Annotated in this window: 15 protein-coding genes; 11 read left to right on the top strand and 4 right to left on the bottom strand. The window is 68.1% G+C overall.

What is annotated here, in order from left to right; translation table 11 throughout:
• Window positions 1-26: 26 nt before the first annotated feature.
• Window positions 27-1,661 carry a serine hydrolase gene (locus ACEN9H_RS28620; protein WP_413672935.1) on the top strand — a complete coding sequence of 545 codons (1,635 nt, stop codon included), beginning with the start codon at window positions 27-29 and terminating at the stop codon, window positions 1,659-1,661.
• A 188-nt stretch (window positions 1,662-1,849) separates the two neighbouring features.
• Here the strand turns inward: ACEN9H_RS28620 and ACEN9H_RS28615 are convergent, their stop codons facing one another.
• Window positions 1,850-2,764 carry a hypothetical protein gene (locus ACEN9H_RS28615; protein ID WP_413672934.1) on the bottom strand — a complete coding sequence of 305 codons (915 nt, stop codon included), beginning with the start codon at window positions 2,762-2,764 and terminating at the stop codon, window positions 1,850-1,852.
• Window positions 2,764-4,305 carry a trypsin-like peptidase domain-containing protein gene (locus tag ACEN9H_RS28610; RefSeq protein ID WP_413672933.1) on the bottom strand — a complete coding sequence of 514 codons (1,542 nt, stop codon included), beginning with the start codon at window positions 4,303-4,305 and terminating at the stop codon, window positions 2,764-2,766. Before ACEN9H_RS28610 ends, ACEN9H_RS28615 begins: the two co-directional genes overlap by 1 nt.
• A 374-nt stretch (window positions 4,306-4,679) precedes the next feature.
• On the opposite strand from ACEN9H_RS28610, the gene ACEN9H_RS28605 reads away from it, so the two are divergent.
• From ACEN9H_RS28605 to ACEN9H_RS28560, 10 genes are all read left to right on the top strand, one after another.
• The gene (locus ACEN9H_RS28605) at window positions 4,680-6,317 is read left to right on the top strand and encodes a TldD/PmbA family protein (protein WP_056128602.1); all 1,638 of its coding nucleotides are present in this window, start codon (window positions 4,680-4,682) and stop codon (window positions 6,315-6,317) included.
• 13 nt (window positions 6,318-6,330) lie between these two features.
• Window positions 6,331-7,668, top strand: coding sequence for a TldD/PmbA family protein (locus tag ACEN9H_RS28600; protein ID WP_056128598.1), 1,338 nt, complete (start codon window positions 6,331-6,333; stop codon window positions 7,666-7,668).
• A gap of 147 nt (window positions 7,669-7,815) precedes the next feature.
• Window positions 7,816-9,453 (top strand): TldD/PmbA family protein, encoded by a 1,638-nt coding sequence (locus ACEN9H_RS28595; RefSeq protein ID WP_413672932.1) that lies wholly within the window; start codon window positions 7,816-7,818, stop codon window positions 9,451-9,453.
• 5 nt (window positions 9,454-9,458) lie between these two features.
• Window positions 9,459-10,079, top strand: coding sequence for a DUF4159 domain-containing protein (locus tag ACEN9H_RS28590; protein WP_036240140.1), 621 nt, complete (start codon window positions 9,459-9,461; stop codon window positions 10,077-10,079).
• 2 nt (window positions 10,080-10,081) lie between these two features.
• A complete protein-coding gene (locus tag ACEN9H_RS28585; protein WP_413672931.1) occupies window positions 10,082-11,080 on the top strand; it encodes an AAA family ATPase in 999 nt (332 codons plus the stop codon).
• A 3-nt stretch (window positions 11,081-11,083) separates the two neighbouring features.
• Window positions 11,084-11,968 carry a DUF58 domain-containing protein gene (locus ACEN9H_RS28580; RefSeq protein WP_413672930.1) on the top strand — a complete coding sequence of 295 codons (885 nt, stop codon included), beginning with the start codon at window positions 11,084-11,086 and terminating at the stop codon, window positions 11,966-11,968.
• Window positions 11,965-12,834 (top strand): BatA domain-containing protein, encoded by an 870-nt coding sequence (locus tag ACEN9H_RS28575; protein ID WP_413672929.1) that lies wholly within the window; start codon window positions 11,965-11,967, stop codon window positions 12,832-12,834. The genes ACEN9H_RS28580 and ACEN9H_RS28575 overlap by 4 nt, the downstream gene beginning before the upstream one ends.
• Window positions 12,818-14,794 (top strand): DUF4175 family protein, encoded by a 1,977-nt coding sequence (locus ACEN9H_RS28570; protein WP_413672928.1) that lies wholly within the window; start codon window positions 12,818-12,820, stop codon window positions 14,792-14,794. Before ACEN9H_RS28575 ends, ACEN9H_RS28570 begins: the two co-directional genes overlap by 17 nt.
• The gene (locus ACEN9H_RS28565) at window positions 14,791-16,305 is read left to right on the top strand and encodes a hypothetical protein (RefSeq protein WP_413672927.1); all 1,515 of its coding nucleotides are present in this window, start codon (window positions 14,791-14,793) and stop codon (window positions 16,303-16,305) included. The genes ACEN9H_RS28570 and ACEN9H_RS28565 overlap by 4 nt, the downstream gene beginning before the upstream one ends.
• Before the next feature lie 60 nt (window positions 16,306-16,365).
• On the top strand, window positions 16,366-17,400 hold the full coding sequence (locus ACEN9H_RS28560; protein WP_413672926.1) for an MBL fold metallo-hydrolase: 1,035 nt from the start codon (window positions 16,366-16,368) through the stop codon (window positions 17,398-17,400).
• On the opposite strand, the gene ACEN9H_RS28555 is transcribed toward ACEN9H_RS28560, so the two are convergent.
• Window positions 17,381-18,700 carry a hypothetical protein gene (locus ACEN9H_RS28555; RefSeq protein ID WP_413672925.1) on the bottom strand — a complete coding sequence of 440 codons (1,320 nt, stop codon included), beginning with the start codon at window positions 18,698-18,700 and terminating at the stop codon, window positions 17,381-17,383. The two genes, ACEN9H_RS28560 and ACEN9H_RS28555, sit on opposite strands and share 20 nt — an antisense overlap.
• Window positions 18,693-19,790 (bottom strand): NAD/NADP octopine/nopaline dehydrogenase family protein, encoded by a 1,098-nt coding sequence (locus ACEN9H_RS28550; protein ID WP_413672924.1) that lies wholly within the window; start codon window positions 19,788-19,790, stop codon window positions 18,693-18,695. The genes ACEN9H_RS28555 and ACEN9H_RS28550 overlap by 8 nt, the downstream gene beginning before the upstream one ends.
• Between the last annotated feature and the right edge of the window lie 99 nt (window positions 19,791-19,889).

The following is a 19,889-nucleotide window of genomic DNA, read 5'->3' as shown; positions in this document are numbered from 1 at the left end:
ATCCAAGGAATCCAAGAGTGCAATCCATGACCCGCATCGCAGCAGCGATCCTGCTCGCTTTCTCCGGCGCCGCACTGGCGCAGACACCCGCCACCGCCCCCGCCCCCGCCCCCGCCGCAACCGTCATTACGCAGGATGCCTCAGCCCTGAACGCCTGGCTGGCCACCGACGTCGAACGCACGATGAAGCTGTTCGACGTGCCCGGCATCGCGATCGCCATCGTCAAGGACGGCAAGGTCGTCGCCACGCAGGGCTTCGGCGTGCGCAAGCTGGGCGCGCCGGACAAGGTCGATGCGAAGACGCTGTTCGAGGTCGCGTCGAACTCGAAGGCGTTCACGGCGGCCGCGCTGGCGATGCTCGTCGACGAAGGCAAGCTCGCGTGGGACGATCCGGTCACGAAGCACCTGCCGGACTTCCAGATGTACGACGCGTACGTCACGCACGAGATGACGGTGCGCGACCTGCTCACGCACCGCAGCGGCCTGGGTCTCGGCGCCGGCGACCTGCTGTGGTGGCCCACGACGAATTTCTCGACCGACGAGATCATCCACAAGCTGCGCTTCATCCGCCCCGCCACGAGCTTCCGCAGCAGCTACGCGTACGACAACCTGCTGTACATCGTGGCCGGCAAGATCGTCGCGGCCAAGTCAGGTAAAACGTGGGGCGAGACGGTCCGCGAGCGCATCCTCGCGCCGGTCGGCATGGTCTCCACGACGACGAGCCTTGCGGAAAACGCGGGCAATCCGGACGTGGCGAACGCGCACAGCAAGATCAACGACAGGATCGCGGCCGTGAAGGCGATGCCGGTGGCGAACGCCGTGGGCGCCGTCGGCATCAATACGAATGCCGAGGATATCGCGCGCTGGATGAACGTGCTGCTGGCCGGCGGCAAGGTGGGCACGGACGCGAACGGGAAGGAGATCCGCCTGTACAGCGCGAAGCAGGCGCGCGAGATGTGGACGGCGCAGACGCCGATGCGCATCAGCGAGCCCGATCCCAAGCTGGCCGCCACGCGCCCGAACTTCCTCGCGTACGGCCTCGGCTTCCAACTGCGCGACTGGCAGGGCAGGCTGGTCGCGATGCACAGCGGCGCGCTGCAGGGCTTTTATTCGAAGGTGGTGCTGGTGCCGGAAGCGAAGCTGGGCATCGCCATCCTGACCAACGCGGAAAGCGGCGGGGCGCTGAACGCGCTGCAATACCAGCTGCTCGACCGCATGCTGAACCCGGCCGCGGCGACCGACTGGATCGGCATCGTGAAAGCCGTCGAGGACGAGAACCACGCGAAGGAACTGGCGCGCATCGGCAAGGCGAACGCCGCGCGCGCGGCGAAGTCGCAACCGTCGCTGGCGCGCACGGCGTACGACGGCGAGTACCAGGATCCATGGTACGGCATCGCGACGATCAAGCATGAGGGGAACAGACAGATCCTGACGATGTCGCGCACGCCCGACCTGACGGGCGACCTGGAACACTACCAGCACGACACGTTCATCGTGCGCTGGAAGGAGCGCAATTTCAACGCCGATGCGTACGTCACGTTCGCGCTGAATCCGGACGGCAGCATCGAGCGGATGCGGATGCAGCCCATCTCGACGGAGACGGATTTCAGCTATGACTTCCAGGATCTGAACTTCACGCCGGTGAAGAAAGCGGTGCCGTAACTGTCGACCTGCGGCCCATGAACCGTCGCCCCTGCGAAGGCAGGGGGCCAATTTTGCGTGCGCGGCTACTCAGATAAACTTGGGTCCCCGCCTGCGCGGGGACGACGGTGTATGTACTTGGGTCCCCGCCTGCGCGGGACGACGGTATATGTACTTGGGTCCCCGCCTGCGCGGGGACGACGGTATATTTAAATCGCCGGCACCGGCGAGTACCCCGAAATCGCCCGATACTTCCCATTCCCGTACCGCAGCACCTGCTTCTGGTCGATCGCCGCCGGCGGCCCCCCATACGACTCCGCGCGGCTGATCGCCCCCTGGTAGCGGATGGTCAGGTCGCCCGGTTGCTCATGCGTCGCGTCGATGCTCCAGCCGCTCTCGATCGCATAGCAGTCATGCGTGTCCGGCGCAGCGCCGTCGTCGCGTGCGATGGGGTCCTGCGCGTGCGGCTTCACGAGCGGAGCCAGGCGGCGCTGGCAATCCGCCGCGCTGTCGACGTTGATGCCGGACAGTGCCAGCTCCACGGCCGGCTCGCGCCGGACGGCGTCGCGGCCGACTTCGTACACGGCGAGCCAGGTGCCGCAGTAACCCTGCCAGCAACTGCCGTATTCCACCGCGACGGCCTGGCGGCGCGCGGCCAGCGCGACCTCGCGCACGGCGGCGGCGCCGGAAAAGCCGCGCAGCGCGAAGATGCCCTGGCGTCCGCTCACGCCCCACGTGCTGCCGTGCTGTTCGAACTGGTAGGCAGCCAGTGCCAGCGGCGTCGCGTGGACGGCGCTGGAGCGGCCGTCGTCCCCGGCTGGCACGAGGCCCGCGATGAGGGTCAGGTGCGAGGGGTCCGTGCGCAGCACCAGTTTCGGTTCGACGAGTACGCGGTTCGGCCCCACGTTCCAGCCGGCGTAGATGCCGTGCCCGGTGCCGGGAAGCGGCGGCAAGGCCGCGCTGTGCACGCGGCCGGCCGCGCTCTCGCTCCAGCCGGGAAAGGCCAGCGCAGCCAGCTGGGCCGGCGTGGGTAACGGTTGCGCGGCCGCGGCGAAGCAGGGCACGCAGGCGGACAGCACGGCCGCGCCGAGCGCGGCGCGGCGTAACGAAAACGCGGCCGCCATCAATTCTTCTTGCCGTTCCAGACGTCCAGCATGTCTTGCGAACCTTGCGAACGGATGCCGTTGTCCTGCAGGACGCCCTCGGTGGCGTCGACCATCGCCTGGCGCGGCAGGACCATCGTCTCGCCCAGGCGCTGGTCGAAGCGCAGCACGACGAGGTCGTCCTTCAGGTCGCGCAGCAGGGCCACCAGGTGGCGCAGGCTGCGTACCGGCACGCCGTTGATGGAGTCGACGACGGAGCCGAAGCGGTTGCTGTAGCCCGTCACGAGCTTGTGCGGGAAGAACGGCGAGCTGATGACGACGAGTTCTTCGCGCTGCGCATCGGGCTCGTCGCCGCGCCGCGTCACGAGCGGGCTGGCGTTGAAGCTGTAGGCGTTCAGCAGTTGCGCGTTGTTGCTGATGAAGGACAGGTATTCGGCCGTGGCGCGCGAGAACACGATCGGGCCGTACACGAAGTACGACGGATAGTCGCCGTCCAGCGCGGGGATCAACAGGGGACGCCGGCCGCTCGCGGGCACCTGTACCTGCATGGTCTTGCCGCCGCGGACGATGGTCAGCGGTACCTTGCCGTTCTTCGCGACCTGCTGCACGCGGTACTGGAAGCGCACGCGCAGGTTGGCCCCCAGCCTGACCATGCCCTGGTTGTCGATGGGGTAGTCGCCGATGCGCGTGATGACGTCCCATTCCTTCAGCGGGTACGCGGCATCGGTGCGGTACGGGCGGTGTACGACGACGCCGTCGACCGCGTTGTCCAGCTTGAGGTACTGGCGCAGGACCGGGTTCTCCAGCGTCTGGATATCGTCCAGCAGCAGCGGCTTGCCGTCGTAGCGGCCGTCGGCCACGTCGCGCAGGAACAGTTCCACTTCCTCGTTCGGGATCACGTAGCCGATGTTCTGGGCATTCGCCGCCATCGAGAACGCGAGACCGATCATCTTGTCGCCGTCGATCACCGGCCCGCCGCTGTTGCCGGGGTTGATGGGCGCGTCGATCTGCACGCGCAGGCCCGCGCTGCCGTAGCCGTAGGGGACGAATTCGACGCGCGAGACAATGCCCTTGGTGACGGACAGCGACGTGCCGCCCATCGGATAACCGTAGGCCATGACGGCCTCGCGCACGTCCGGCAGGACGCTCGTGCGCTTGACCGGGCGGTGTTTGTCGAAGAACGATTCGTCGTCCAGTTTCAGCAGCGCGAGGTCCATGCCGCGCGCGATGGCGACGACGGTGGCGCCGACCTTGTCGCCGTCCTGGCTCGCCTGCACCTGCACCTGGCTCGCGTAGCCGACGACGTGGGCGTTGGTGAGGATCCGCTTGCCCTCGATGACCACGCCGGATCCCGTGATCTCCTGCGGCGTGGCCTTGGTCCAGGGCTTGAACGGGTCCGGGCGGCGCAGGGTGCTGAAGATCTTGACGACCGAGTTTTCGACGGCAGGTGATACGGGCGGCGCGGCGGTTGGCGGGGCGGTGGCCTGGCTGATTTCCTGGGCCTGGAGCGTGCAGCTGGCCAGCGCGATTGCGGCGGCCGCCGCAAGGCGAACGATCTTCATGGAATCCCTGTTTTGGTGTGCAAATGTGACATGCAAACGTTGCCGTCGCAATATACACGGTGCGTAACTGTAAAAATGCACGAATTCTCACGCGTAACCATTCAGTAATCTGGTGTTGCATCCAGGCGTAATGACGCATGCATATGCGAGGTGTCCGGCCCACCTGTCGCGGACACCGGGCGGACAGTCGCGGACACCGAAAAACGCCGGAACGCGTGCAAATCCGCCGCCTGCCACGTGGCATGAAGATTGCCTATTCAAAACGTCAACTTGCTGCTAAGGTGCATCGGCTTCATGACCCCCGCAGTAAAAAAAGGAGCGGCCCGCCACCCGGGGCGCTGACCAAAAAGAAGTGTGTGATTTCAGGAGAACCCATGGAACGCCGTACCTTCCTTAAAATCGGTGCCGGAACCGCCGGTGCCATGCTGGTACCCGTCTTCGGCAACGCCATCGCCGCCGAGGAGCTGCTCACCGCGATGCCCATCGCGGCCAAGAAGGCGCTGGCCGACACCGCGCTGAACGCCGCCACCAAGGCCGGCGCGAGCTATTGCGACGTGCGCATCGGCCGCTATCTCAACCAGTACATCATCACCCGCGACCTGAACGTCGAGAACGTGACGAACACGGAATCGGCCGGCGTCGGCGTGCGCGTGGTGGTCAACGGCGCGTACGGCTTCGCCGCCACCAACGACATGACCCCGGACGGCATCGCGGGCGCGGCGCGCCAGGCGGTGGCGATCGCCAAGGCGAACGCCAGGCTGCAGTCCGAGCCGGTCCGTCTCGCACCGGTCAAGGGCGTGGGCGAGGTGTCGTGGGCGACGCCCATCGTCAAGGACTGGCGCGCGGTGCCCATCAAGGACAAGGCCGAACTGCTGATCGCGGCGAACAAGGCGGGCATGGATGCCGGCGCGAGCTTCATGCAGTCGATGCTGTTCCAGGTGAATCAGCAGAAGTATTTCGCATCGACCGACGGTTCGTACATCGACCAGGACGTGCAGCGCCTGTGGGCGCCGTTCTCCGCGACCGCGGTGGACAAGGCCAGCGGGAAGTTCCGTTCGCGCAGCGGCCTGTCGACGCCGGTCGGCATGGGCTACGAATACCTGGACGCGCGCAAGGAAGACAAGATCAAGGCGGCGGGCGGCGTCGCCACGCTGTACACGAAATCGTACGACATCGTCGAGGACGCGCGCGCCGCGGGCCGCGACGCCAAGCGCAAGCTGACCGCGAAGTCGGTCACGCCGGGCAAGTACGACCTGATGCTGTCGCCGGAACACCTGTACCTGACGATCCACGAATCCGTCGGCCACCCGACCGAATTGGATCGCGTGCTGGGCTACGAGGCGAACTACGCCGGCACCAGCTTCGCCACGCTGGATAAATGGGAGTCGAAGTCGTTCAAGTACGGCTCGCCGCTGGTGAACATCGTCGCCGACAAGACGACCCCGGGCTCGCTGGGCAACGTGGGCTACGACGACGAAGGCGTCAAGACCAAGCGCTGGGACATCATCAAGGACGGCATCCTCGTCAGCTACCAGGCCACGCGCGACCAGGCGCACATCATCGGCAAGGAAGAATCGGACGGCTGCTCGTACGCGGACAGCTGGAGCAACGTGCAGTTCCAGCGCATGCCGAACGTGTCTCTGCAGGCCGGGAAGAAGAAGCTCACGCCGGACGAGATGGTCAAGGACATCAAGAAGGGCATCTACATCGTGGGCGACGGTTCGTTCTCGATCGACCAGCAGCGCTACAACTTCCAGTTCGGCGGCCAGCTGTTCTACGAGATCAACAACGGCAAGATCGGCCAGATGCTGGAAGACGTGGCATACCAGTCGAACACGCAGGACTTCTGGAATGCGTGCACGGCGATCTGCGACGAGCGCGATTGGCGCATGGGCGGCTCCTTCTTCGACGGCAAGGGCCAGCCTCCGCAGATCAGCATCGTGTCGCACGGGTCGTCGACCGCGCGCTTCAACGGCATCAACGTCATCAACACCGCCCGCAAGATCGGCTAAGGGGACCTGCATCATGACCATCCTGACCCAGGAACAGACCAAACACATCACCGACCGCGTCCTCTCGTTCTCGAAGGCCGACGAATGCATCGTCACCGTGAGCGGCAGCCGCAACGGCAACATCCGCTTCGCGCGCAACCAGGTCTCCACCGCCGGCCTCGCGGACGACACCAACATCTCGGTGACGGTCGCTTTCGGCAAGCGCCAGGGCACCGCCACCATCAACGAGTTCGACGACAAGTCGCTGGAAAAAGTCGTGCGCCGCGCCGAGGACCTCGCGCGCCTGGCGCCGGAGAATCCGGAATTCATGCCGGCCGTGTCGAAGCAGGAGTACAAGGCGTCGCAGACCTTCAGCGCGAAGACGGCCGCCATCGATCCGGACTTCCGCGCCCAGACCGCGGCGTACGCGATCGAAGCCTGCAAGAAGAACAAGCTCGTCGCCGCCGGCTTCTTCACGGACGGTAACCAGTTCTCCAGCGTGGCCAACTCGAACGGCGTGTATGGCCACCAGCAGCAGACGAGTCTCGATTTCACCTGCACCGTGCGCACGGAAGACGGCCGCGGCTCCGGCTGGGTCAAGCGCTCGGCCACCGACGCGAACAGGTTCGACGCGCGCGAAGCGGCCGACGTCGCGATCGAAAAGGCCCTGCGCTCCGTCGACGCGAAGGCGCTGGAACCGGGCCGCTACACCGTGATCCTGGAACCGGCCGCCACGTCCGAGCTGCTCGGCTACATGCTGTTCGGCTTCGATGCGCGCCAGACCGACGAAGGCCGCAGCTTCCTGTCGAAGAAGGGCGGCGCCTCGCGCCTGGGGGACAAGCTGTTCGACCAGCAGGTCAACATCTGGGCCGACCCGTGGAACCCGGACGTGCCCGTGCTGCCGTGGGACACCGAGAACCTCATCGCGCGCAAGCGCATGGACCTGATCAAGGACGGCAAGGTCAACGCGCTGAACTACTCGCAGTACTGGGCCAAGAAGAAGGGCGTGCCGGCGACGGCCACGCCGGGCAACATCATCATGGCCGGCACGGACAAGTCGACGGCGGAGCTGATCGCCAACACGAAGAAGGGCGTGCTCGTGACCCGCACGTGGTACATCCGCATGGTCGACCCGCAATCGGTGCTGCTGACGGGCCTCACGCGCGACGGCACGTTCTACATCGAGAATGGCAAGATCAAGTACCCGATCAAGAACTTCCGCTTCAACGAAAGCCCCGTCACGATGCTCAACAACATCGAGGAGATCGGCAAGCCGGTCGTCATCGGTGGCGACGAGGTGCCGTTCCAGATGCTGATTCCGCCGATGAAGGTACGCGACTTCAACTTCACGTCGCTGTCGGACGCGGTGTAAAAATAAGCACGTCGTCCCCGGACTGGCCGTCCGCCTTGGCGGGGACCCAATTTCGTTTGCGACATAGGTAGACGCCGCAAGTCTGCATGCTAACTTGGGTTCCCGCCTGCGCGGGAACGACGGTGGTTTTGCGGTAATGGAGAATTCATGGAACGCCGTACCTTCCTCAAAATCGGTGCCGGCACGGCCGGCGCCATGCTGGTCCCCGTGTTGGGCAACGCGATCGCCGCCGAGGAACTGCTCAATCCCCTCGCGTTGAGCTTCAAGAAGTCGCTGGCCGACACCGCGATGGACGTCGCGAAAAAAGCGGGCGCGTCGTACTGCGACGTGCGCATCGGCCGCTACCTGAACCAGTACATCACGACGCGCGACCTGAACGTCGAGAGCGTGACGAATACCGAATCGACCGGCATCGGCGTGCGCGTGATCGCCGCCGGCGCCTACGGCTTCGCCGCCACGAATTCCCTGACCCCGGACGCCGTCGCCGGCGCCGCGCGCCAGGCCGTGGCCATCGCGAAGGCCAACGCGAAGCTGCAGACGGAACCCGTGCAGCTCGCGCCCGTGAAAGGTGTGGGCGAAGTCGCGTGGGCCACGCCGATCAGGAAGGACTGGCGCACCGTCCCCGTCAAGGACAAGGCCGATATGTTGATCGCCGCGAACAAGGCGGGCCTCGCCGCGGGCGCCAGCTTCATGACGGCGAATTTGTTCCAGGTGAACCAGCAGAAGTATTTTGCATCGACCGACGGCTCGTACATCGACCAGGACATCCACCGCCTGTGGGCCCCGATCAACGCGACCGCGGTCGACAAGGCGACCGGCAGATTCCGTTCGCGCGCGGGCCTGGCGCCGCCGGTCGGCATGGGCTATGAATGGTTCGACGTGAAGCCGGAGCACAAGGTGCGCGCGGCCGGCGGCGTGGCCACGCTGTACAACGGCGGCTACGACATCGTCGAGGAAGCGAAGAACGCGGGCCGCCAGGCGCGCGAGAAGCTGACCGCGCGGACCGTCGACCCGGGCAAGTACGACCTCGTGCTGGCGCCGGAAAACCTGTTCCTGACGATCCACGAATCCGTCGGCCACCCGACGGAGCTTGACCGTGTGCTGGGCTACGAAGCCAATTACGCCGGCACGAGCTTCTGCACGCTGGACAAGTGGGAGTCGCGCAAATTCAATTTCGGTTCGAAGATCGTCAACTTCACGGGCGACAAGACGGCGCCGGGTTCGCTGGGCGCCGTCGCCTACGACGACGAGGGCGTGCCCGCGAAGCGCTGGGACATCATCAGGGACGGCATCCTCGTCAACTACCAGGCCACGCGCGACCAGGCGCACATCATCGGCGAAAAGGAATCGCACGGCTGCTCGTACGCGGACAGCTGGAGCAAGGTGCAGTTCCAGCGCATGCCGAACGTGTCGCTCGTTCCGGGCAAGCTGAAGATGACCCCGGACGAGATGGTCAAGGACGTCAAGAAGGGCATCTACATCCTCGGCCGCGGCTCCTACTCGATCGACCAGCAGCGCTACAACTTCCAGTTCGGCGGCCAGTTGTACTTCGAGATCAAGGACGGCAAGATCGGCCAGATGCTGGAAGATGTGGCGTACCAGTCGAACACGCAGGACTTCTGGAATGCGTGCACGGCGATCTGCGATGAACGCGACTGGCGCATGAGCGGCTCCTTCTTCGACGGCAAGGGCCAGCCGAGCCAGGTCAGCGCCGTCTCGCACGGCACGTCGACCACGCGCTTCAACGGCATCAACGTGATCAACACGGGCCGCAAGATCGGCTGAAGAGAATGGCGACGTACGACTTCTACTTCACGCGGTTGACGTACGAGTCGGGCGACTGGGACGTGGACCAACGCATGCCCAGCAACGTCCTGAACTCGCTCGTCGAGTACACGACGCTCAGGGTGGATACCGCCGAGCGCATCGTCGCCCTGGCGGATCCGAAGATGCTCGAAGCGCCGTTCTGCTACCTGGCCGGGCACAAGCTCGTCCAGTTCACCCCCGCCGAGCGGCGCAACTTCGAGCGCTACGTGAAGGGCGGCGGCTTCGTGTTCGTGGACGACTGCAACCACGACATCGACGGCCTGTTCGCCAAATCGTTCGAGGCCGAGATGGCGCGCATCTTCGGCCCGAAGGCGCTGCACAAGATCCCGAATAATCACCGCCTGTATTCCAGCTTCTTCCACTTCGACGGTCCGCCCAACACGGCGGTGGAGCTGAACGGCTGGGGCGACGATCTCGTGCACGAATACCTGCGCGCCATCGAGGTGGGTGGCCGCATCGGCGTGCTGTACTCGAACAAGGACTACGGCTGCGAGTGGGACTACGACTTCCGCAACAAGCGCTGGCTCGCGGTCGACAACACGCGGTTCGCCGTCAACATCATTCAATACGCTTTAGGAGCATAGCTGTGGCAGAAGCATCTGCGTGGACCGAGAACGAGATCGCCGACCTGACGGCGAAGGTGGACGCGCTCAAGGCGAGCATGGGCCGCGTGATCATCGGCCAGCGCGACGTGATCGACCTGCTGGTGACGTGCCTGCTGGGTGGCGGCCATGCGCTCGTCGAGGGCGTGCCGGGCCTCGGCAAGACGCTGCTCGTGAAATCGCTGGCGCAGGCGACCGACATGCAGTTCCGGCGCGTGCAGTTCACGCCCGACCTGATGCCGTCCGATATCGTCGGCACCGAGATCCTGGAAGAAGACCAGACCACGCGCCAGCGCGTGTTCCGCTTCCAGCCGGGGCCCGTGTTCACGCAGGTGCTGCTCGCCGACGAGATCAACCGCGCGCCGCCGAAGACGCAATCCGCGCTGCTCGAAGCGATGCAGGAACGATCCGTCACGTTCGCCGGGCAAACGCACAAGCTGCCGAAGCCGTTCTTCGTGCTCGCGACACAGAATCCGATCGAGCAGGCCGGCACGTATCCGCTGCCGGAAGCGCAGCTCGACCGCTTCCTGCTGCGCATCGACGTCGGCTACCCGACCGAGGATGAAGAGATGATGATGGTCGGCGCGACGACGCACGCCGGCCTGCGCGACGCCGATCCCGCGATGGACCTGGAGACGCTGCTGCGCCTGCAACTGCTCGTGCGCGACATCGAGATCTCGGATGCGATGCTGCGCTACGCGACGCGCCTCGTGCGCGCCACGCGCCCGGCCGATTCGCCGGTGGACGCGATCCGCAAGCACATCGGCTGGGGCGCCGGTCCGCGCGCCGGCCAGGCCCTCGTGCTGGCATCGAAGGCGCGCGCGCTGATGCATGGCCGTCTCGCCGTCACGCGCGACGACATCAAAGCGATGCTGCTGCCGGTGCTGGCGCACCGCGTGCTGCGCAACTTCGAGGCCGAGGCGGACGGCGTCGCCATCGCGGACATCCTCGCCGCGCTGCACGCCGGGATCCGGACCGAGTAAGACGTGTTGTCTCCATCGTCGCTGATCGCGCACACGACCAACCTCGACCTCGTGGTGCGCCACGTGCTGGCGGGGCTCGGCCACGGCATCCACGCCGGGCGCGAGCGGGGTGCGGGTGTCGAGTTCTCGGAATACCGGGCCTATGCGCCGGGCGACGAGTGGCGCCGCGTCGACTGGAAGCTGCTGGCGCGCGCCGATCGGTACTACGTGCGCGAGGCGGAGCGCGACAGCCACGTCGCCGTCTGGCTCGTGCTGGATGCGACCGCGTCGATGGCGGAACCCAGCCGCAGTATCGAAGGGCTCACGAAACTGCAGTATGCGCGCGTGCTGCTCGCCTGCGTGGCCGCCATCGCGCAGCGCCAGGGCGATGCGTTCGGCCTCGTCGTGTGCCGCGGCGAGCGTGCCGATTTCACGCCGGCGGCGCGCGGGCCGCGCCAGCTGCAGCGCGTGCTGGCGCGCCTGAACGGCGCCGACGCGGGCGGCATGCTGCCCGGCGCCGACACCCTGCGCGCCAGCCTGCATTTCAGCCGCGCGCCCGGCGTCGTGTGCGTGGCCAGCGACTTCCTCGACTGGCCGTCGCCGCTGTCCGATGCGCTGCTCCGGTTGCGCCGCATGCGCCACGACGTGCGCGCCCTGTGCCTGCACACGCAGGCCGAGGCGGATGCCGCGTTCGACGCGACGCCGGCTTACCGCGACCCCGAGCACGGCGGCGCCGTCTACCGCTTCGGCCGTGACGTGAAGGAAGCGTACGTCCGCAACCGTGCCGCACACTTCGACGAGGTCGTGCGCGCGTGCCGCAAGAACGACGTGCCGCTGGTCCAGGCGCGCATCGAGCAGGCGCCCGGTGAAGTCCTGCGTGCATGGTTACGGAGGGCGGGGGGCGCATGAACGGGATGAGCTTGTGGTGGTGGGCGCTGCCGGTCGTGCTGCTGCCCATCCTGTGGCACCGTCAGAAGCGCGAGCAGACGAAGACGGCCTTGCTTGCCTCGGCACGCTTCCTGCCGGCGGCGGAGCCGAAGCAGCAGCGCGTGTGGCGCTGGCGCGACGTGATCCTGCTGGTGCTGCGCTGCCTGCTGCTGGTGGTCCTGATCGCGCTGCTGGCCGACCTCGTGCTGGCGTGGCGCGGGGACACGGTGCTGGTCGTGCCGGGGACGCCGCCGGCGGTCGTCGCCAAAGAGGCTGGCCAGCGCATTACCTTGCCCGATCGCGACGCCGTGACGTGGCTGCACGCGCACGAGCGCGAATTCGAACCGGGTGCGCGCCTGGTCGTCGTCGGCGATGCCGTCATGCCGGCCGTGCTGCCGCGCTTCCGTCACGCCGTCGAGTTGCGCACGGTGGCGGCGCCTGCCGCACCGGCCGAGCGTCACGTCGCCGTCTTCAGCGACCGCGTCGACGACTGGCGCCGGCTGTTCGCGGCGGCCGAGGGACCGTGGCATATCGTCGTGGATGCGGCGCCCGGCCCGCGTACGGAACTCGTCGTGTGGGACCGGCCCGACGCGCCGCCGGCCGGCCTGCGCGCACCGCTGTGGCGCGCCGAGCCGCCGCACGACGCCGACGGTGCCCGCGCCCTGTTCGCCGCGTGGCAGCGCCGGTACTTCGGCGTACGACCCTACACGGCGCCCGCACAGGCACTCGCACCGGACGCCGCCGCGCCGGCCGGACCGGCCTCCGGTGCGCTGCGCCATTGGCTGGGCCTCGCGCTCGTCGCCCTGTTCGCACTCGAAAGGATCGTGACCCATGTCCGGCGCCGTTGATCTCGCACGCCGCTTGTGGCGCACCGCATTGCTGCGCCGGGCCGGCTTGTGGTTCGTCGGCGCGCTGCCCTGGCTGCTGCTGCGCTCCGGTCCCGGCCTGCTGGCGTGGTCCGCGTTCTGCGCGTGGGACGGCCTGCACCTGCAACGCCGCGTGGCGCATGGCTGGACGCACTGGGTCGACGGCGCCGTGCCCGAGATGGAAGACAGCGCCGCGCTGCTGGCGGAGGAACCGGAGACGCCGGTCGCGCGCCTGCAGCGCGAGCGCCTGCTGAAACGCATCGCTGCCGCGCTGCCGCCGCGCCGCGTGCGCGCCATCGTGGCCGCGCACGTGCCGTTCGGCGGGACGTGGCTGCTCGCGAATCTCGCGCTCGCGGGGCTGGCGTGGGGTTCGGCCTTGCTGCCGCACGCGGCCGGTCCGCACACTGCCGCGCATGCGGCCGGACGGCCGGCAACCGCGCCCACGACGCATGCGGGACTGGTCGTGAAACTGGCGCCGCCGTCGTACACGGGCGTGGCGCCATCGTCGTCCACACCGAAGGATGCGCAGGTGCCCGAGCAGACCGGGGTCGAATGGTGCCTCGACGACCCACATAAGGCGGATGAAACCATCGAACTGAGCGACGGCCAGACCCTGCACGCGGGACCGGCGTGCGCGCGCTGGACGGCGACGGAGTCCATCTTCTGGCGCTGGCGCGGCACGCGCTACACGCTGAAGGTGATCCCGGACCAGCCGCCCGAGATCGCGATCACGCAGCCCAACGAGATGACGAAGGACCTGCCGCGCGATGCGAAGAACGCGGCCATCGCGGTGACCGTCACCGACGACTACCGCGTCCAGCAGGCCACGCTGCACCTCACGCTGGCGCGCGGCAGCGGCGAGAACATCCGCTTCAGCGACCGCGAACTGCCGCTGCCCGCATCGACCGACCCGCGCCGGCGCAGCTGGAGCCACGATTGGCTGCTCACGGACCTCGGCATGGAGCCCGGCGACGAGTTGTACTTCTTCGTGCGTGCCAGCGACAACGCGGCGCGGCCGCACACGGTGCAATCGCCCACGGTCACGCTGCGCCTGCCCGCGCCTCTGTCTGAACAGGATGAAGAGACGACGGCGCTGCCCACGCTCGTCAAGCCGGAAAGCCTGCGCAGCCAGCGCCAGGTCATCATCGACACGGAGCAGCTGGTGGCGGACATGCGGTCGAAGAAGATGCGCGAGGACGACGTGCGCGAACGCAGCGAAAGCATCGCCGCCGACCAGGCCGCGCTGCGCCGCCGCTACGGCCAGTTCCTCGGCGAGGAATCGACGTTGTTCGGCAAGGATGACGACCATGATGAAAAGCCGGGCGCAAAGCTCGACGTGCTGCACGAATTCGGCCACGCGCACGATTCGGTCGAGAACGCGACCCTGTTCGACGACGCGACGAAAAAACTGCTGCGGCGCGCGCTGTCCGCGATGTGGGACGCGGAAAAGGCGCTGCGCGCCATCACGCCGAAGACCGCGCTGCCGCCCGAGTTCAAGGCGCTGGACGCGATCAAGGCGCTGCAGCAGGCGGAACGCATCTATCTGCACAAGACGGCGTTCGCCCCGCCGGCGATCAAGGAGGACAAGCGCATGAGCGGCGACATGGCCGGCGCGGCCAGCTACAAGCGGGCGCAGGCTGACGCCGCGGAGATCGTGCCGGCCAACCTGCGCGACCTCGTGCAGGCGCTCGGCGGCGACGGTCTTCTGCCCGCGTTGTGGACCCGCACGGCGCATGACTGGGTGCGCGAGCGCATCACGGACGACGAGCAGCGGCTCGCGGCGCAGCGGGCGATTCAGGACGTGGCCGACGGCAAGCCGGCCGCGCGTGCGCAACTGGCCGCGTGGCTGCGCGGCGGCGTGCTTGACGCGCCCGTGCTGCTGCAGGCGCGGCCCGTCGTCGAGACGCCGTTCGCGAAAGCGCTGCAAGGAGGCGGGCGATGATTGCCATGGCCGCTGTCGTCATTGGCGTGCTGGCCGCGCTGGCGTATGCCGCGCGCCGGCACTGGATCGATGCCGTGCTGGCACTGGTCGCGGGCGTCGCGCTGGCCGGCACGGTCGGAGAATTTTCGTTGCCGGGGGAGGCGGGAGCCACGCTGATGGTCGATGCGGCCGACCCGCCGCGCACCCTGGCTGGCGTGCGCACCTTGCGCCTGGCCGGCGACGGTCTGCGTGCGGCCGAGTGGGACGACCTGCCGGCCCGTCCGCTCGACTGGAACAAGCCCGACACCCCGGCGATCGATCTCGACTTCCCGCGCACGATCGCGCTGGGCCGCGTGTTTACGCTGAGGGTGCACCGTTCGTGGTCCGCGCCCGGCCGGCTGCAACTGCTGGCGGAAAACGGGCAAGTACTGGCCGAAGCGAAAGGCGACACCGACCTCGCCGTGCAATGGCTGCCGCCCGTCGCGGAACGGCTCGTGCTGAAGGCGCGCCTGCTCGACGCCGCGGGCAAGGTCGTCGATGAAGGCCCCGTGCCGTTCACGGTGACGGATCCCGCGCCGCTGCAGGTGCGCGGCCGGTTCGGCGCGCCGTCGTTCGACCTGCGCGTGCTGGACGACCTGCTCGCGGCCAGCGGCGCGGTCATCGACTGGCAGGTCGAACTGGGCAAAGGACTGGAACGTGCGGAGACGGCGCGCGCGGAAATGGACAAGCCCGAGCTGGAGATCGTCGACGCGGCCTGGTTCGAACGGGCCGGCGCCGCCTCCGGCGATGCGCTGCTCGCGCGCGTGGCCGGCGGTACGCGGCTGCTCGTGCTGGGCGCGAATGCGCGCGATGCGAGTACGTGGGCGCGCAGCGTGCAATTGCCGCTGGCGCCGCAGCCGGCCAACAAGACCATCGGCACGGTGCTGCCGATGGCGTCCGCCGGCCTGAATCCGAACGGCGACCGCGCCGGCGAGTGGATCGGCAAGGACGGCCTGTGGACGCGCGACTGGAAAGACGGCCGCATCGCCTGGCTGGGCGTGGGCGACTGGCACCGTCATGCGATCGCGCAACCGCGCCAGCTGGCGCTGTGGTGGCAGGACGTTCTCGACCGCCTGCGCGTGCAGCGCCGCGCGGACGTCGCGTGGCTCGATCCGGAGGAGATGCCGCTGCCGCACCGGCGCCTGGCAGTCTGCGCGCGCGGCGTGAGCGGCACCGCGACCATCGCTGAGTTGAAACAGACGCTCGCCTGGCAGCGCCGCCCGGAACACGTGGACGCCGCCTGCGTGGCCGTGTGGCCGGCGGCCAGCGGCTGGTTGCATCTGCAGACGGGCACGAACGACGGCCAGGTGTACGTGTATGCGCCGGGCGACTGGCCATTGTGGCAACGCAGCGAACGCCGTGCGGCGACTGCGCAGTATGCGGCGCGCACGCCGGCGCCGGTCGCACCGGGCACGCGGCCGATGCCCGTGTGGCCGTTCGGCGTCGTGTTCGCGCTGGCCATGCTCTCGCTGTGGTGGCGCGAACGGAGGTGAGCCGGCATGAATTTCCCGAACGTGCGATGATCGTTCATCGTCTTTCGATCCATCTCCGCCATGCCTGAATCCACCAACGCCCCACGTCACCCGGACGGCCGTTTCCGCAACGTCGTCCCGCGCCGCCGCCAGGGCATCATGGAGATGCTGGCGCTGTTCTGGAAAGTGTCGACGACGAAGCCGAAGACGGCGGTGCCCGACCAGCCGCTGCCCGTGCAGCCGGTGACAAGGGCCGACATCGAATCCGCGCCCGACGCGAGCCTGTGGCGCCTGGGCCATTCGACGATGCTGTTCAAGCTCGCCGGCCGCTACTGGCTCACGGATCCCGTGTTTTCCGAGCGCGCGGCGCCGGTGCAATGGGCCGGTCCGAAGCGTTTTCACGCGCCGCCGATCGGCATCGAGGCGCTGCCGCGGCTGGCCGGCGTGATCCTGTCGCACGACCATTACGACCATCTGGATTACGACAGCATCAAGCGCCTGATTCCCAAGGCCGACCAGTTCATCGCGCCGCTCGGCGTGGGCGACCGCATCGTCCGCTGGGGCGTCGATCCGGCGAAGGTGCGCCAGCTCGACTGGTGGCAGTCGACCGATGTCGAGGGCCTGCGCCTGACGGCGGCGCCGTCGCGGCATTTTTCCGGCCGGAGCTTGAGCGACGGCGACCGCACGTTGTGGGTGTCGTGGGTGATCGAAGCGGCGGGACTGAAGCTGTTCTTCAGCGGGGACACGGGTTACCACGACGACTTCAAGACCATCGGCGAGCGTTTCGGCCCGTTCGACGTGACGTTCGTCGAAAACGGCGCCTACAACGCGATGTGGCCCGAGGTGCACATGCTGCCCGAGGAGACGCTGCAGGCGCACCTGGACCTGCGCGGGCGCTGGCTGGTCCCGGTCCACAACGGCACGTTCGACCTGGCGCTGCATCCGTGGTACGAGCCGTTCGAGCGCATCGCCGATCTTGCGCGCGCGGCCGGCGTGAAGCTGGCGACGCCGATGATGGGCGAGCGCCTCGCGCTCGCGCAGCCGCAGGAGGGCGCCGACTGGTGGCGCGAGGCGATGCCCGCGCCAGCCCTGCCGCTCACGCACCCGGCGCGCTGACCACCAGCTTGCGCTTGCCGTTCGGTGCCAGCGGGATGTCGCTTTCTTCCTGCAAGGTGATGTCGAACCGGTCGCCCCAGCGGCGCCGCTGGGCGTCGAGCAGGAAGGCGCGCTGGGCGGCGTCGAGCGGGCCGTGGCGTCCCACCACCGCGAGGACGATCTCGCCGGGACGCCGCTGGCGCACCTGGTACAGGCGCACGACGTCCCACGTGACTTCGTCGATGACGATGGAGAGGCCGGGGATGCGGTTGCCCGCGCGGTCGACCAGGAATTCCTGCGCGCGCCCGTCGATGGCGGCGCAGCGGCCGCCCGCCTCGATCACGCCGTAGTCGCCCGTGCGGTAGCGGATCAGCGGCATCACGTCGTTCCACAGCGAGGTGCCGACGATTTCCGCGCGCTCGCCGTCCCAGCGGTTTTCCGACCAGCCGTACAGGGGCTGGAAGCGATAGTCCGCGCCCGCAAGCCCGGTGCATGTGGCGAAGGCCAGGTTCGTGCGTTCCGACAGGCCGTAGTTGAGCGAGACGGGACAATCGAATAGCCGGCGCAGCGCCGCCAGTTGCGCGGGCGTGACGGGCTCGGACGCCAGCAGCACGGCGCGCACGCGGACATCGAGGTCGCCGGGATCGAGCAGTTCGGCCAGCGCGGCCGCGGAGCTGGGATACGCGTGCACGTAGTCCGGGCGGAAGCGGTTGATGGCCGCGAGGATGGCGGCGCGGTGCGCGGCGCCGACGTGGTAGGGCGACAGCATCAGGCGGTTGCCCGCCACACGCACCGGCGGCTCGTGCGCGAGGCGGCGTGCGTCGGCGCCGATGCGCAGGATGCGCGATTTGTCGAACGAGAAGCCGAAGCGCCCCCACTCGTGCGCGAAGAAGGCTTTTTCGATGTCGGCCAGGCGCTTGTTGCGCCACATGCCGATGCCCTGGCCGGACGAGCCGCCGCTCGTCGCGTACAGCAGCCGGCGCGGGTCGAGGCGGCTGTCGAGGAAGTCGCGCTGCCGCGCCATCACCTCGTCCTTGGTCAGCCAGGGAAAGGCGGCCAGCACCTCGGCGAGCGGTTCGTGCGCCGCCTCGGCGACGCCGAGCCGCACGGTGCGGCGGTAGTGCGGCACGTGCGCGAGCGCGTGCACGAGGATGCGGCGCAGGCGGCGCCGCGCGAGCGCATCGATGGCCGCGGCGTCGCCGGCGAGCAGCGCGCGCAGGCGGAAATAGTCCGGGTGGTACAGCAGGCGGGCCGGAAGATACGGGCGCCACGCGTAGTAGCGGTGCGCCAGCCAGCCGTACAGGGCGGCGCGCTCAAGCATCGAGCAGGCGGCGGAAGTCGGCCGCCGACGCATCGCCCAGCCCGAGGCTCGCCAGGGTGCGCGCCTCGGGTTCGCTGCGGAAATCGCGGTCGAGCAGGCCTTCGGCGATCACGATCAGCGCATCCGCCACCGGTGTCGGCACGTCCATCAGGCGGCCGATCGAGGACAGCAGGGCGAGGCCCATCGGCACGTCTTCCGTGATGAAGCGCGTCTCCATGCTGGCCGGTCCTTTCGGGCCCCCTTCCCGCGCGTAGCGGCGGAACACGGCCAGCGCGGGTTCGTCCAGGTCGTCGGCGTTGCGGAAGCGGCACTCGTCGAAATACGGCGACGGCTGGCCACCCGTGGCCGCGATGACGGCGTTCTTTTCCGCGTCGAGCCGCGCCAGCAGGCGCAGGACCGAGGGCGTGAACGCTTCGCGGTACATCCAGAATTCGCCTTCCGCGTATTCGATGCGGCTGGCCGAGAGCAGCGTGCCGATCGTGTGCACGACGAGGTTCGGATTGTGCAGCGCGGATTCGACCACGTTGGTGCGGGTCGCGACATACGTCGGGAACAAACGGGCCGCGCGGGCCAGGCCCTCGGCCGCGCGGGCCCGCGGCACGAAGGCCAGCGCGTTGCGCACGTTGCGGAACAGGATGTCGACGGTGCCCGGCGCGACGAGGCGTGCGTCGTACGGCAGGCTTTCGCCTTCCGCCAGCAGGAACCCGGCGCGGGACTGCCAGGGCAGGAAGTGGAACGACCCCAGGTAGCCGGGCGTCAGCAGCACGAGCGGGCGGCCGTCGAGCCGGGGGCCGATCAGCGCGGCGACGTGCGGATGGCACTGCGTCTGCGTGGTGACGACGACGGCGTCGGGCGCGATGCCGAAGGCTTCGTCCGGATCGCGCGTGGCGAGCGCCAGCGCGGCCGTGCGCGGTGCGCCGTCGCCGGCCTTGCCGTGCACCGTGATCGTGCGCGTTGCGGCGACCGCGTCGAAGTTCTCGTCATGCAGCGCGCGCGACGTCTTGAGCAGGGCGACACGGTGACCATCCAGCGCCAGCAGGGCCCCGAGCGCGCAGCCGGCATTGCCGGCGCCAACCATTAACACGTTCATGCTTGAGCCTCATCAGAATCGTCGATGACGTCTCATGACAATGCCCATTACACTTTTGGTTGAGTTGCGCTGGCTCAGTCGTATGCGCCGCGCATGACG

Origin of the sequence: Massilia cellulosiltytica (assembly GCF_047325105.1) — a bacterium.
GTDB classification, from domain to species: Bacteria; Pseudomonadota; Gammaproteobacteria; order Burkholderiales; family Burkholderiaceae_D; genus Telluria; species Telluria orientalis.
This window is presented reverse-complemented; position numbering and strand designations above follow the sequence as displayed.